The sequence below is a fragment of the Pseudomonas sp. BIGb0381 genome (assembly GCF_024809815.1).
GTDB lineage: Bacteria > Pseudomonadota > Gammaproteobacteria > Pseudomonadales > Pseudomonadaceae > Aquipseudomonas.
In genome coordinates this window covers 1,201,120-1,215,443 of sequence record NZ_JANUEN010000001.1, presented here as the reverse complement: position 1 = coordinate 1,215,443, position 14,324 = coordinate 1,201,120, and the positions used below count along the sequence as shown (strand labels likewise).

14 protein-coding genes and 1 pseudogene are annotated in these 14,324 nt (G+C 61.2%); 12 read left to right on the top strand and 3 right to left on the bottom strand.

The genetic code is table 11. The annotated features are described in order from the left end of the window. Window positions 1-38: 38 nt before the first annotated feature. Complete coding sequence (locus M2397_RS05785) at window positions 39-407, bottom strand: hypothetical protein (protein WP_145338021.1); 369 nt, start codon at window positions 405-407, stop codon at window positions 39-41. 236 nt (window positions 408-643) lie between these two features. Between M2397_RS05785 and M2397_RS05780 the strand changes: the two genes are divergently transcribed. The 3 genes from M2397_RS05780 (at window position 644) to M2397_RS05770 (ending at window position 3,540) form a co-directional block, all read left to right on the top strand. After that, window positions 644-1,942, top strand: a complete 1,299-nt coding sequence (locus M2397_RS05780) for a serine/threonine protein kinase (RefSeq protein ID WP_027607050.1) — start codon at window positions 644-646, stop codon at window positions 1,940-1,942. Further along, window positions 1,935-2,723, top strand: a complete 789-nt coding sequence (locus M2397_RS05775) for a VacJ family lipoprotein (RefSeq protein ID WP_027607049.1) — start codon at window positions 1,935-1,937, stop codon at window positions 2,721-2,723. The genes M2397_RS05780 and M2397_RS05775 overlap by 8 nt, the downstream gene beginning before the upstream one ends. A gap of 307 nt (window positions 2,724-3,030) precedes the next feature. Continuing rightward, window positions 3,031-3,540 (top strand): hypothetical protein, encoded by a 510-nt coding sequence (locus M2397_RS05770; RefSeq protein WP_145338025.1) that lies wholly within the window; start codon window positions 3,031-3,033, stop codon window positions 3,538-3,540. A 71-nt stretch (window positions 3,541-3,611) separates the two neighbouring features. Here the strand turns inward: M2397_RS05770 and M2397_RS05765 are convergent, their stop codons facing one another. Further along, the gene (locus M2397_RS05765) at window positions 3,612-4,526 is read right to left on the bottom strand and encodes a DUF808 domain-containing protein (RefSeq protein ID WP_145338027.1); all 915 of its coding nucleotides are present in this window, start codon (window positions 4,524-4,526) and stop codon (window positions 3,612-3,614) included. Between the two features lie 291 nt (window positions 4,527-4,817). Between M2397_RS05765 and M2397_RS05760 the strand changes: the two genes are divergently transcribed. After that, window positions 4,818-5,423 (top strand): TetR/AcrR family transcriptional regulator, encoded by a 606-nt coding sequence (locus tag M2397_RS05760; protein ID WP_131699472.1) that lies wholly within the window; start codon window positions 4,818-4,820, stop codon window positions 5,421-5,423. A gap of 119 nt (window positions 5,424-5,542) precedes the next feature. Here the strand turns inward: M2397_RS05760 and M2397_RS05755 are convergent, their stop codons facing one another. Continuing rightward, a complete protein-coding gene (locus M2397_RS05755) occupies window positions 5,543-5,983 on the bottom strand; it encodes a heme-binding protein (protein ID WP_131699473.1) in 441 nt (146 codons plus the stop codon). A 256-nt stretch (window positions 5,984-6,239) separates the two neighbouring features. Between M2397_RS05755 and gcl the strand changes: the two genes are divergently transcribed. The 8 genes and pseudogenes from gcl to M2397_RS05715 all read left to right on the top strand — a co-directional run bounded on the left by gcl (window position 6,240) and on the right by M2397_RS05715 (window position 14,295). Next, window positions 6,240-8,015, top strand: coding sequence for a glyoxylate carboligase (gene gcl / locus M2397_RS05750; protein ID WP_131699474.1), 1,776 nt, complete (start codon window positions 6,240-6,242; stop codon window positions 8,013-8,015). Window positions 8,016-8,025: 10 nt separating this feature from the next. Then, window positions 8,026-8,808: a hydroxypyruvate isomerase gene (hyi, locus tag M2397_RS05745; protein WP_259242416.1), complete on the top strand. Its 783-nt coding sequence runs from the start codon at window positions 8,026-8,028 to the stop codon at window positions 8,806-8,808. Between the two features lie 29 nt (window positions 8,809-8,837). Continuing rightward, entirely contained in the window at window positions 8,838-9,728 is an 891-nt protein-coding gene (locus M2397_RS05740) for a 2-hydroxy-3-oxopropionate reductase (protein ID WP_145338033.1), read from the top strand. Between the two features lie 55 nt (window positions 9,729-9,783). Further along, entirely contained in the window at window positions 9,784-11,064 is a 1,281-nt protein-coding gene (locus tag M2397_RS05735; protein ID WP_145338035.1) for a glycerate kinase, read from the top strand. Continuing rightward, window positions 11,054-11,251, top strand: a pseudogene (locus M2397_RS05730) (pyruvate kinase); the annotation flags it as partial. The gene M2397_RS05735 and the pseudogene M2397_RS05730, both read left to right, overlap by 11 nt. 211 nt (window positions 11,252-11,462) lie before the next feature. Further along, entirely contained in the window at window positions 11,463-12,338 is an 876-nt protein-coding gene (locus M2397_RS05725) for an urea transporter (RefSeq protein WP_259242414.1), read from the top strand. A 31-nt stretch (window positions 12,339-12,369) separates the two neighbouring features. Beyond that, on the top strand, window positions 12,370-13,194 hold the full coding sequence (locus M2397_RS05720; RefSeq protein WP_115488098.1) for an ion transporter: 825 nt from the start codon (window positions 12,370-12,372) through the stop codon (window positions 13,192-13,194). Window positions 13,195-13,290: 96 nt separating this feature from the next. Next, window positions 13,291-14,295, top strand: coding sequence for a sulfate ABC transporter substrate-binding protein (locus M2397_RS05715; protein WP_145338038.1), 1,005 nt, complete (start codon window positions 13,291-13,293; stop codon window positions 14,293-14,295). Window positions 14,296-14,324: the final 29 nt, after the last annotated feature.

Genomic DNA, 14,324 nt, shown 5'->3' with positions numbered 1-14,324 from the left:
TTCCAAAGGTGGGAGGGGCTTGCCCCCGATTGGCCTTATCAGGCGCCCCGCGGCTGCCTGACCAACCGCAACCCCGCAATCACTACCGCAAACACCGCAAACGTGGTGTTGTACAACGCCAGGGCCGGGAACCCGAACACCAGCCCCAGCACCGCCAAGCCCCATCCCGCACGGCCTGGTACGAAAAATGCCAGTACCGCCGTCACCAGCGCGGCCCAGCCCAGCACCTTGAAGTGGATCATCAAGCCCAGGTTCGAACGCACCTGGCATTCCCAGCGGCTGGCCTCGTCGGCACAGATGCCGACCCACTGGCCATCTTCCATAAAGCCATAACGTGCGCCATAACTGGCAGCCAGCCATAACGGCAGGGCAATAAGCAGCAGAATCAGCGGCAAGCGGCGGGACATGGAGCACTCCGGTAGGCAAAAACGGCGCTCAGCTTAATGCGCCGGCGGCCGTTAGCAAGGTGCATACACACAATTAGTGTTCACTAATGCATGGCAAAGTGTATCGTCTCGCTACTATTACCCCGATTCCGACGTTATTTTCCGACTTTTCGTGCCGAAGGCTGGCACTTCGGTGGCAACGCGGTGGTCATAGCCTGCGAACTTCATTAAGCACGTTTCCTCTTAGGGATTAAGTCATGCTCCGTTCCTTGCGCTGTGCTGCTCTGCTGGGCAGCCTTTTTTTGAGTGCGTCAGCACTGGCCGTCGATATCGACCAAGCCAGCTATGGCTACCCTTTGACCAACCCGTTCGAAGCGACCATCGCCACCACTCCGCCTGACCTTCGGCCTACATTGCCGACCGATGACGAGATCAATCAGTCCGACTACACCCTGAATATGCGCCCCGAGCGCGAGTTCAGCCTGCCGGACAATTTCTGGGCAGTGAAGAAACTCACTTACCGCATCGCCAAGCAGGATCGTGCTGCGCCGCTGATCTTCCTGATCGCAGGCACCGGTGCGCGGTTTGACAGCAGCATCAACGAATACCTGAAAAAACTGTATTACCAGGCCGGCTACCACGTGGTGCAACTGTCGTCGCCCACCAGCTTCGACTTCATCGCCTCTGCGTCGCGCTTCGCCACCCCCGGCATCAGCCAGGAAGATGCCGAAGACATGTACCGCGTGATGCAAGCCGTGCGCGCGCAGAACGCTTCGCTGCCGGTGACCGACTTCTACCTCACCGGCTACAGCCTCGGCGCGCTGGATGCGGCGTTTGTCAGCAAGCTCGACGAGACCCGCCGCAGCTTCAACTTCAAGAAAGTGCTGCTGCTCAACCCGCCGGTCAACCTCTACACCTCGATCACCAACCTCGACAAGCTGGTACAGACCGAGGTCAAGGGCATCAACAACACCACCACGTTCTATGAACTGGTGTTGAACAAGCTGACCCGTTACTTCCAGCAAAAGGGCTACATCGACCTCAATGACGCCCTGCTCTACGACTTCCAGCAATCCAAGCAGCACCTGACCAACGAACAGATGGCCATGCTGATCGGCACCTCGTTCCGCTTCTCGGCGGCCGACATCGCCTTTACTTCGGACCTGATCAACCGCCGTGGCCTGATCATCCCGCCGAAGTACCCGATCAGCGAAGGCACCAGCCTCACGCCGTTCCTCAAGCGCGCGCTGCAGTGCGACTTCGACTGCTACCTCACCGAACAGGTGATCCCGATGTGGCGCGCCCGCTCCGACGGCGGCAGCCTGCTGCAACTGGTTGACCAGGTCAGCCTGTACGCCCTCAAGGACTACCTGCACGCCAGCCCGAAAATCGCCGTCATGCACAACGCCGACGACGTGATCCTCGGCCCCGGCGACCTTGGTTTCCTGCGTAAAACCTTCGGCGATCGCTTGACCGTCTACCCGCTGGGCGGCCATTGCGGCAACCTCAATTACCGCGTCAACGCCGACGCCATGCTGGAGTTCTTCCGTGGCTAAATATCTTCTGCTGCTCGCCGCCCTGATGTGTGCGGGCGTAGCCAATGCCGACAACAGCAAGGCTCACGCGCCTGTCGTGATGGACTCCGACGGTTTCAAGGAGCCATTGAGCAAACTCAAGTTCAACCCGGGCCTGGACCAGCGTGAGTTCGAACGCTCATCGGTCAACGCGCTGAATGTGTATGACCCGTTGGAGTCGTGGAACCGCCGCGTGTACCACTTCAACTACCGCTTCGACCAATGGGTGTTCCTGCCGGTGGTCGACGGCTACCGCTACGTCACGCCAAGCTTCCTGCGCACCGGCGTGAGCAACTTCTTCAACAACCTGGGCGACGTGCCCAACCTGTTGAACAGCCTGCTGCAACTCAAAGGCCACCGTTCCCTGGAAACCACCGGGCGCCTGCTGCTCAACACCACCGTCGGCATCGCCGGCCTGTGGGACCCGGCGACCGCCATGGGCCTGCCGCGCCAGAGCGAAGACTTCGGCCAGACCCTGGGCTTCTACGGCGTCCCCGGCGGTGCCTACCTGGTACTGCCGATCTTCGGCCCGTCGAACCTGCGTGACACCGGCGGCTTGCTGGTGGACTACACCGCCGAGTCGCAGATCAACTTCCTGAACGTCTCCGAAGTCAGCTCCAACCACCCGGAAATCTGGGCCCTGCGCGCGGTGGACAAGCGCTACCAGACCAGCTTCCGCTACGGTCAGATGAACTCGCCGTTCGAGTATGAAAAGGTGCGGTATATCTATACGGAATCACGCAAATTGCAGATTGCCGAGTAAATAACACCGACAAAAAAGGCCATTCGAATGAATGGCCTTTTTTTTGCGCGGAGTGGCGGCAACAGCAGCATGACTGGAACCACCCGCACAGGAATGCGACGGACCATCCGACCGAGCTTCCGGGTCAGCAACAGCCCATAGACACCGATGGTCATAAGCTTGGTTACGCAAACCGGTAATTTCCCCCACACGCAGCTCACTAAATTTCCTAGATATCCGGGAACCGTTTCTTTTTATAAAACCACCTAAGGCGCGAACCCACGGGTTCCCTAATCAGATGCCTAATCATTAAAAACGGAAAACCTTGATGAATGTAGACCGCCCCAGCCCTAGCGGCTCCAATCAATACAATACCGGATACGCCCAGGCAAACGGCCCGTCAGGCCCCCAGTCGTCGATAGACCGGCAGGGGCACGACTCTATCAGTGCACCTACCGGCAATACGGGCAGGGCACCTGGCGATCATCGCAGCGTCGACGCCATCACCAGCACCCCGCTTTTTGCGAGCGCGCGCGAGGCGCTCAAGGATGACAATCTGACGGGGATCAAGTCTCAGACAGGTGACTGGGACGACGTGAATGCATCGGACGATACTCGGGCCGACCGGGCCGCAAATGCCGAGCGCGTATTCCGATACACCGACGCCAAGGGCGGCACCGAGTCGACACCAAATAACAACCAGATAGAAGGGGCGATTTACACCCGGCCAATGATGCTAGGCGCCAGTTCTGACAGTAGCTATGACTACGTGGAGGGTTCGGAAGCAAACACGCTTTCTAACTTCGCGCAGAACGGCTACAAAGCCTTCGCTCAGTAATCGGCAGGCTGCAAGCAGCGGGCGTGACGACGCTCGCTGCGCTAATACACCTCGGTGGCCTGACTGAAATGTCAGTCCCTCGCAGTCCGCCATAACCGACCGACCACCGACACCACAACCAATACCGCCGCCCCGGCGACAATCCCCACACCCGCGTTCAACAGGGTCGGCATCAGCCACGCCACCCCACCGACACTCTGGCTCACCGTTTCCACCCAATGATGCACCACCGGCACGCCATGGGTAAGGATGCCGCCACCGACCATGAACATCGCCGCCGTGCCAATCACCGACAGGCTCTTCATCATGTACGGCGCCGTCCGCAGAATCCCGCCGCCGATACTGCGTGCCACCTGGCCGGGCTTTTGGGTGAGCCACAGGCCCAGGTCATCCAGCTTGACGATGCCGGCCACCAGCCCGTAAACGCCGATGGTCATGACGACGGCAATGCCCGATAGGACGATCACTTGCTGCATCAACGGCGCATCGGCCACAGTGCCGAGGGTGATGGCGATGATTTCCGCGGAGAGAATGAAGTCGGTACGGATCGCGCCTTTGATCTTGTCCTTTTCAAAGGCCACCAGATCAGTGGCCGGGTCGGCCACCGCTTCAACCAGCTGCGTATGTTCGGCCTGGACTTCAGCCTTGCTGTGCAGGAACTTATGCGCGAGTTTCTCGAAACCTTCGAAACACAGATACGCGCCACCGAGCATCAACAACGGTGTCACGGCCCAAGGGGCGAAGGCGCTGATCAACAACGCGGTGGGCACCAGGATCAACTTGTTGATGAAGGAACCCTTGGCAACGGCCCATACCACCGGAATTTCGCGCTCGGCACGCACGCCGGAAACCTGCTGGGCATTTAGCGCGAGGTCATCGCCGAGCACCCCGGCGGTCTTCTTCGCGGCCACTTTTGTCATCAGGGCAACGTCATCGAGTACTGCGGCGATGTCGTCGATCAACACCAACAAGCTGCTTCCTGCCATGAATCGGGCTTCCTTAAGAGAGGGATGGGCGGAGCATAACGCGGCGCAGGGCTTTGCGGGCACATTGTTGAGGCCCGCGGATGGCCGGTGCTACCATGCTCGACCGCCTGTCCTGGCAAGGAAACCTCCCGTGCTCAGTTTCATAGATACGTTTCTCTTTTGGCGAATGGCTGTTGTCGTCAGGCAAGGAGCCGCGATGACTCATAGCTCGCTATGGGGAGGAGCGGCGACGCAGAATGGCGGCAACAGACGCCGTCAAAAAGAAACCGTATCTGTGAGACTGAGCACTTTATGAGCACCATTCGCGAGCGCAACAAAGAAAAGATCCTGCGGGCGGCGAGCGAGGAGTTTGCCGACAAGGGCTTCGCCGCGACCAAAACCAGCGACATCGCCGCCAAGGCCGGGCTGCCCAAGCCCAACGTCTATTACTACTTCAAGTCCAAGGACAACCTCTACCGCGAGGTGCTCGAAAGCATTATCGAGCCGATCCTGGTGGCTTCCACGCCGTTCAATCCCGAGGGTGAGCCTTCGGTGGTGCTGAGTAATTACATCCGCTCGAAAATCCGCATCTCCCGCGACCTGCCTTTCGCCTCCAAGGTGTTCGCCAGCGAAATCATGCATGGCGCACCGCACCTGAGTGCCGAGCAGGTCGAACAACTCAATGCCCAGGCCAAGCACAATATCGACTGCATCCAGAGCTGGGTGGATCGCGGGTTGATTGCGGCTATCGACCCCAACCACCTGATGTTCAGCATCTGGGCGGCGACGCAGACGTATGCGGATTTCGACTGGCAGATTTCGGCGGTGACCGGTAAGGCCAAGCTGGATGAGGCCGATTATGAAGCGGCGGCGCAGACGATTATTCGGTTGGTGCTCAAGGGCTGTGAACCCGACTGACACACCGAGGGGCCTGTGCCAATCGGGGGCAAGCCCCCTCCCACATTTTGAACTGCGAACACAGCCAACAGTGTGGGAGGGGGCTTGCTCCCGATGAGGCCCTTACAGTCACACACGACTTAAGCTGACACCCCCGCATCCGCCATCAACCCCACCCCCTCGATCGCCGTGATCGCACACTGCTCATCAATATCCGACGTATCCCCGCTGATCCCGATCGCCCCCAGCACCACCCCGGCCTGATCCCGAATCAACACCCCACCGGGTGCCGGCACTACGCTGCCCTGCCCCAGGCTATTTAACGCCGCGATAAACGCCGGCCGTTGCTGCGCATCCAGCGCCAGCAAGCGCGAGCCCTTGCCCAGCGCAATCGCGCCCCAGGCCTTGCCGATGGCGATTTGCGGGCGCAGCAGGCTGGCACCGTCTTCGCGCTGCAGGGTGATCAAGTGGCCGCCGCTGTCGAGGACCGCGATGGTCAGCGGCGCGGCCGAAAGGGTGCGGCCGGCGCTGAGGGCCTGGCTGGCCAGTTGGGTGGCAATCTTCAAGGTTAAAGCGCTCATGGTGCCGTCCTTCTTTTGTTATTGGGAAAGCGGTGGAGGTCTGTTTGATCAGATGCTCAACCAAACAAATAGAACACAATAACATTTGTTTTTGTATACAATATTTTCAAACAAAGGCTCCACACGTCGAAAAAAGCCATTCCGACGAACGCAAAGACCAATCAATAAAATGGATTGACCTGCGCCGCCCGCCGTGAATACACTTTGGACAGACACCACTTGTATACAATTACAAAACGCAAGAGGCACCAAAATCATGAGCAAAATGAGAGCAATCGAAGCCGCCGTCCTCGTCATGCGTCGTGAAGGCGTGGACACCGCCTTCGGTATCCCAGGCGCTGCGATCAACCCGCTGTATTCGGCCTTGCAGAAGGTGGGTGGCATCGATCACGTCCTTGCTCGCCACGTTGAAGGCGCCTCGCACATGGCCGAGGGGTACACCCGCACCAAGGCCGGCAATATCGGCGTGTGCATCGGCACCTCGGGCCCGGCGGGCACCGACATGGTCACCGGCCTCTACAGCGCCTCGGCCGATTCGATCCCGATCCTGTGCATCACCGGCCAGGCGCCACGGGCCCGCATGCACAAGGAAGACTTCCAGGCCGTGGACATCACCAGCATCGTCAAGCCGGTGACCAAGTGGGCGACCACCGTGCTCGAGCCGGGCCAAGTGCCATACGCCTTCCAGAAAGCCTTCTATGAAATGCGCTCCGGCCGCCCTGGCCCGGTACTGATCGACCTGCCGTTCGACGTGCAGATGGCCGAGATCGAATTCGACATCGACGCCTACCAGCCGCTGCCACTGGCCAAGCCACTGGCCACGCGCATCCAGGTCGAAAAGGCACTGGCGCTGCTGGATCAGGCTGAACGCCCGTTGCTGGTGAGCGGTGGCGGTGTGATCAACGCCGACGCCAGCGAGCTGCTGGTGGAGTTCGCCGAATTGACCGGCATCCCGGTGATCCCGACGCTGATGGGCTGGGGCACCATTCCCGACGATCACCCGCAGATGGTGGGCATGGTCGGCCTGCAAACCTCCCACCGCTACGGCAACGCGACGATGCTCAAGTCCGACGTGGTGCTGGGGATCGGTAACCGCTGGGCCAACCGCCATACCGGTTCAGTGGAGGTGTATACCGAAGGGCGTAAATTCATTCACGTCGACATCGAACCGACGCAGATTGGCCGCGTATTCACCCCGGACCTGGGCATCGTGTCCGACGCGGGCTCCGCGCTGACGATGTTTATCGAAGTAGCCCGCGAGTGGAAAGCCGCCGGCAAGCTCAAGGACCGCAGCGCTTGGCTGCATGACTGCCAGCAGCGCAAGGCGACCCTGCACCGCAAGACCCACTTCGACCACGTGCCGGTCAAGCCGCAACGGGTCTACGAAGAAATGAACCAGGTGTTCGGCAAAGACACCTGCTACGTCAGCACCATCGGCCTCTCGCAGATTGCCGGCGCGCAGTTCCTGCATGTGTACAAGCCACGCCACTGGATCAACTGCGGCCAGGCCGGCCCGTTGGGCTGGACCATTCCGGCGGCGCTGGGCGTGGTCAAGGCCGACCCGAGCCGCAAGGTGGTGGCGCTGTCCGGCGACTATGACTTCCAGTTCATGATCGAAGAGCTGGCCGTGGGCGCGCAATTCAAGCTGCCGTACATCCACGTGGTGGTGAACAACTCCTACCTGGGGCTGATCCGCCAGGCCCAGCGCGGGTTTGAAATGGACTACTGCGTGCAGTTGTCTTTCGACAACCTCAACGCGCCGGAGCTGAACGGGTATGGCGTCGACCACGTCGCGGTCGCCGAAGGCCTGGGTTGCAAGGCCCTGCGCGTGTTCGAACCGGGACAGATCGCGCCGGCGTTGCGCAAGGCCGAACAAATGATCGAGGAGTTCAAGGTGCCGGTGATCGTCGAGATCATTCTGGAGCGCGTGACCAATATCTCCATGGGCACCGAGATCAACGCCGTCAACGAATTCGAAGACCTGGCCCTGGTCGGCAACGATGCGCCGACTGCCATTTCCCTGCTCGATTAAGGAGAACCCTATGCCGCGCTTTGCCGCCAACCTGTCCATGCTGTTTACCGAGCAGGACTTCCTCGCCCGCTTCAAGGCCGCAGCCGATGCCGGTTTCCAGGGTGTCGAGTACCTGTTCCCCTACGAATTCAGCTCGGCTGACATCAAAGCCCAGCTCGACGCTCACGGCCTGACCCAGGTGCTGTTCAACCTGCCGGCCGGTGACTGGGCCAAGGGCGAACGCGGCCTGGCGTGCCACCCGGACCGGGTCGAGGAATTTCGCGCCGGGGTCACGTTGGCTATCGCCTACGCCCAGGTACTGGGCAATACCCAGATCAACTGCCTGGCGGGGATTCGGCCCCAGGGTGTGGATGATGAAACCGTGGAAAATACTTTTGTCGCCAACCTCAAGTACGCCGCCGACAAGCTGCAAGCGGCGGGCATCAAGCTGGTGATGGAGGCGATCAACACCCGCGATATCCCTGGCTTCTACCTGAACAACACAACACAAGCCCTGTCGATTCGCGAGCAGGTGGGCAGTGACAACCTGTTCCTGCAGTACGACATCTACCACATGCAAATCATGGAAGGCGACCTGGCCCGAACCATGGCCGCGCACCTGGGGGAGATCAACCACATCCAGTTGGCGGACAACCCTGGGCGCAATGAGCCGGGAACGGGGGAGATCAACTACCGCTTCCTGTTCGAACATCTGGACCGCATCGGGTACGCGGGCTGGGTCGGCTGTGAGTACAAGCCGTTGACCACTACCGAAGCGGGTTTGGGCTGGCTTAAAACCCACAATGCCATCTAACAAACACCACATAAGAAGAGGCATTCATCATGGCTAAAATCGGATTTATCGGCACCGGCATCATGGGCCAACCCATGGCCGCGAACCTGCAGAAAGCCGGGCATCAACTGTTTCTTTCCGAGCACCACGGCAAGGCGCCGGCCGAGCTGATCAGCGCCGGCGCAGTGGCCTTGGCCAACCCGCAGCAAGTCGCCCAGGAAGCCGAGTTCATTATCGTCATGGTCCCCGATACCCCGCAGGTCGACGACGTGCTGTTCCGCGCCGACGGCGTGGCCGCGGGCCTGTCGCCGCACAAGGTGGTGATCGACATGAGTTCGATCTCGCCCACCGCCACGAAAGCGTTTGCCGCCAGGATCAATGAAACCGGCGCGCAGTACCTTGATGCACCGGTGTCCGGCGGTGAAGTCGGCGCCAAGGCCGGCACCTTGAGCATCATGGTCGGTGGCGAGCCGCAGACCTTCGAACGCGCCCTGCCGCTGTTCCAGAGCATGGGCAAGAACATCACCCTGGTGGGCGGCAATGGCGACGGCCAGACCGCCAAAGTGGCCAACCAGATCATCGTCGCGCTGAATATCCAGGCAGTGGCCGAAGCGCTGCTGTTTGCCTCCAGGAACGGCGCCGACCCGGCCAAGGTGCGTGAAGCGCTGATGGGCGGCTTTGCCTCATCGAAGATCCTCGAAGTGCATGGCGAACGCATGATCAAGGGCACCTTCGATCCGGGCTTTCGCATCAACCTGCACCAGAAGGACCTGAACCTGGCCCTGGCCGGTGCCAGGGAACTGGGAATCAACCTGCCGAACACCGCCGGCACCCAGCAGGTGTTCAGCACGTGCGCGGCGATTGGCGGCGGGAATTGGGACCACTCGGCGTTGATCAAGGGGCTGGAGCATATGGCGAACTTCTCGATTCGCGATAAATAACCCCCCGTTGAAATGGCTGCACCTCTAATAACAAAAATCCCCCGGGAGCCCGCTTATGTCGGTCGATCCGCAACACCTGCTTCGCGAGCTGTTTGCCACAGCCATCGACGCCGCCCACCCCCGGCACGTCCTTGAACCCTACCTGCCGGCCGACCGTAGCGGCCGTGTGATCGTGATCGGCGCCGGCAAGGCGGCGGCCGCCATGGCGCTGGTCGTCGAGAACTGCTGGCAGGGCGACGTCTCGGGCCTGGTGGTGACCCGCTACGGCCATGGCGCGCCGTGCCAGAAAATCGAAGTGGTCGAAGCCGCCCACCCGGTGCCCGATGCCGCCGGCCTTGCAGTGGCCAAGCGCGTGCTGGAACTGATCAGCAACCTCGGCGAAGACGACCGGGTGATTTTCCTGCTCTCCGGCGGCGGTTCCGCCTTGCTGGCGCTGCCCGCCGAAGGCATCAGCCTGGCCGACAAGCAGGCCATCAACAAAGCCCTGCTCACCTCCGGCGCCACCATTGGCGAGATGAATTGCGTGCGCAAGCACCTCTCGGCGATCAAGGGCGGTCGGCTGGCCAAGGCCGCCTGGCCGGCAATGGTCTACACCTACGCGATTTCCGATGTGCCGGGCGACCAGGCCACGGTCATCGCCTCCGGCCCCACGGTCGGCGACCCGAGCACCTCGCAACAGGCGCTGGCGATCCTCAAGCGCTACGGCATCGACGCACCGGCCGCCGTGCGCAACTGGTTGCAGAATCCGGCCTCGGAAACCGTCAAGCCCGGCGACCCAGTGCTCGCCCGCAGCTACTTCCAGCTGATCGCGCGCCCGCAACAATCGCTGGAAGCGGTGGCGGTGAAAGCGCGCCAGGCCGGTTTCAGCCCGCTGATCCTCGGCGACCTGGAAGGCGAAGCGCGGGAGGTGGCCAAAGTACACGCCGGCATCGCGCGGCAAATCGTGCAGCACGGCCAGCCGCTGGCGGCGCCGTGCGTGATCCTCTCGGGCGGTGAAACCACCGTCACCGTGCGCGGCGCCGGCCGTGGCGGACGCAACGCCGAATTCCTGCTGAGCCTGACCGACAGCCTCAAAGGCCTGCCCGGCGTGTACGCCCTGGCCGGTGACACAGACGGCATCGACGGTTCCGAAGACAACGCCGGCGCGATCATGACCCCGTGCAGCTATGCGCGAGCCGAAGCCCTGGGCCTGTCGGCCAGCGACGAGCTGGATAACAACAACGGTTATGGCTACTTCGCCGCCCTCGACGGCTTGATCGTTACCGAGCCGACCCGCACCAATGTCAACGACTTGCGTGCCATCCTGATCCTTGAGACTGCCCACCATGACGCCTGACAGGAAGGTCAAGATCCTCGCCACCCTCGGCCCGGCCACCAACGGTATCGACGACATCCGCGAGCGGGTGCACGCCGGGGTGAATATCTTCCGCCTCAACTTCAGCTGCGTTGACCATGCCGATCACGCCCGGCGCTACCAACGGATTCGCCAGGTGGATGAGGTGTGCTCCACAGCGCTGGAGATTGCCCAGGCCCAGGGCATGGCGCAGCGCGGGCAGGCGGGGTCGACCAACTCCTTGCGTATAGAGACGCTGATCCAGCGCCTGTAGAGGCCCCATCGGGGTGTAGAACCCCTCCCACATTGGACGGCATTCACACATCTAACTATGTGAACCCAATCAAGTGTGGGAGGGCTTGCCTCCGATGGGCCCAACTCGGTCCCACTGAATACCCATCATGCACAACCCAACCTGCCCCGACTGGGCCGAAGCCCTGCTCAACGGCTTCAGCCAGATTTTCCTGCAACGCCATCCGCTGTGCGGCCTGCTGTGCCTGTTGGCGATCCTGATCGGCGCTCCGGCCTTGTTTGGCGGAGCGTTGCTGGGTGGCGTCGCGGGGTTGCTCACGGCCCAGCGTCGCGACTATCCCAAGGCCGAGCGGCAGGCCGGGCTGTATAGCTATAACGGCGTATTGCTGGGCCTGTTGATCAGCCAGCATTTCGCCTGGTCAGCGTTGTTGCCGCCGCTGATCCTCGCGTGCGGCGGCTTGAGCGCGATCCTCACGCGGCAGTGGTTGAAACACGCTACGCAGCCCGACGACCTGCCCGCCTACACCGCGCCCTTTGTCGGCCTGGGTTGGCTGCTGTTGGGCAGCGTTCCGCACAGTACCTTGGCCCTGAGCGAGGCCGATACCCTGGCTGCGCTCGGCGCGCCGTTCACCGGCCTGGCGCAAATCATGCTGCTGGACCAGCCGCTGGCAGGCGCGCTGATTGCCCTCGGCCTGTGGCTGGCGAACCGGCGCGCCGCGGTCTGGGCCGTGATCGGCGCCAGCAGCGGCGTACTGATCGCCCTGTTGCTGGACGAAACCACCGCCGCCCTCCTCGGCCTGCACAGCTACAACCCGGCTCTCGCGGCCCTGGCGCTGAGCCAGGCACGGCACCAACCGTGGCTGCCGCTGCTCGGCATCCTCCTGGCGATCGTCTTCACACCGGGCTTTGCCGCCCTGCACCTGCCCGCACTCACCGCGCCGTTTATCCTCGCCTGCTGGCTGGTACGTGCCGGCGGCCGAATACTCAGGAAACCCCGCATGGACAGCCCCTTCGAATCCCCCTAGGCTTGCTCGATATTCGATTCAGGCGGGTTTTATGGACAGCAATAACGACTGGCGTCAGCGGCTCTACGTCATGGTTTTTCAAAGCGACACCGTCGCCGGGCGGCGCTTTGACGGCATCCTGCTGTTGATCATCCTCGCCAGTCTGGTGATCGTGATGCTCGACAGCATCGACCAGGTCCACCAGAACTACGCCGATGTGCTGGCCTACATTGAATGGGGCTTCACGCTGATCTTCCTGATCGAGTACGGGTTGCGCCTGTACTGCTCGCCCAAGCCGTTGCGCTACGCCTTCAGCTTTTACGGGCTGGTGGATTTGCTTGCCATCGTGCCCGGCATCCTTGCGCTGTATTACAGCGACGCGCAGTACCTGCTGATCATCCGCATCATCCGGATGCTGCGGATTTTCCGCGTGCTCAAGCTCAGCCCGTACCTCAAGCAGGCCAACTACCTGATGGCGGCGCTGCGCGGCAGCAAGCAGAAGATCGTGGTGTTCCTGGTCAGCGTGTGCACCCTGGTGACGGTGTTCGGCACCTTGATGTATGTGATTGAAGGCCCGGAGCACGGCTTCACCAGTATCCCCAAGGGCATCTATTGGGCGATCGTGACGCTGACGACCGTGGGCTTTGGCGATATCGTGCCCAAGACGCCGTTGGGCCAGGTGATTTCGTCGCTGGTGATGATCACCGGTTACTCGATCATCGCCGTGCCCACGGGTATTTTTACTGCCGAGCTGGCCAGTGCCATGCGCGGTGAACAACTGCAACACGACTGCCCGGTGTGCAGGAAAAACAGCCATGAGCCCAACGCGGCATTCTGTTCGCGCTGTGGCAGCGCCCTTTTTAAGAAAGTGGAATAAGCAAAGTTCTTTTTAATCTTTAAGCGACTAAGTGCCCCCGGCTATAGTCGCTGGCAATGTGCCTCCCCTCTTCTCCCGAACAACAAGGAATGAGCAGTGAAAAAACTCGTAAGCGCCTCTCTCCTGGCCGCCGGCCTTGCCCTGGCGGGCGTCGTCCAGGCCGCCCCGGTCACTCTGCTCAACGTCTCCTACGACGTGATGCGCGATTTCTACAAGGACTACAACACCGCCTTCCAGAAGCACTGGGAAGCCGAGCACCCGAATGACAAGCTGACCCTGCAGATGTCCTTCGGCGGTTCCAGCAAACAAGCGCGCTCGGTAATCGACGGCCTGCCGGCTGACGTGATTACCATGAACATGGCCACCGACATCAACGCCCTGGTCGACAACGGCAAACTGGTGCCGGACAACTGGGTCAGCCGCCTGCCGAACAACAGCGCGCCGTTCACCTCGGCCACTGTGTTCATCGTGCGCAAGGGCAACCCGAAAGCCCTGAAAGACTGGCCGGACCTGTTGAAAGATGGCGTGCAAGTAATCGTGCCCAACCCGAAAACCTCGGGTAACGGCCGCTACACCTACCTGTCGGCCTGGGGTTATGTGCTCAAGAACGGCGGCGATGAAGAGAAGGCCAAGGCCTTTGTCGGCAAGCTGTTCAAACAGGCGCCAGTGCTGGACACCGGTGGCCGTGCCGCCACCACCACGTTCATGACCAACCAGATCGGCGACGTGCTGGTGACCTTCGAGAACGAAGCGGAAATGATCGCGCGGGAATTCGGCCGTGACCAGTTCGAAGTGGTCTACCCAAGCGTCTCCGCCGAAGCCGAGCCGCCGGTGTCGGTGGTGGATAAAGTGGTCGAGAAGAAAGGCACCCGCGTGGCGGCTGAAGACTACCTGAAGTACCTGTGGTCGCCGGAAGGCCAGGAAATCGCCGCCAATAACTACCTGCGCCCACGTGATCCGAAGGTGCTGGCCAAGTACACCGACCGCTTCCCGAAAGTCGACTTCCTGTCGGTAGAGAAGACCTTTGGTGACTGGCGCACCGTGCAGAAAACCCACTTCAATGATGGTGGCGTTTTCGACCAGATCTACAGCGGCCAGTAACCCGACCTGACTGAATAAACTCGGTCAAC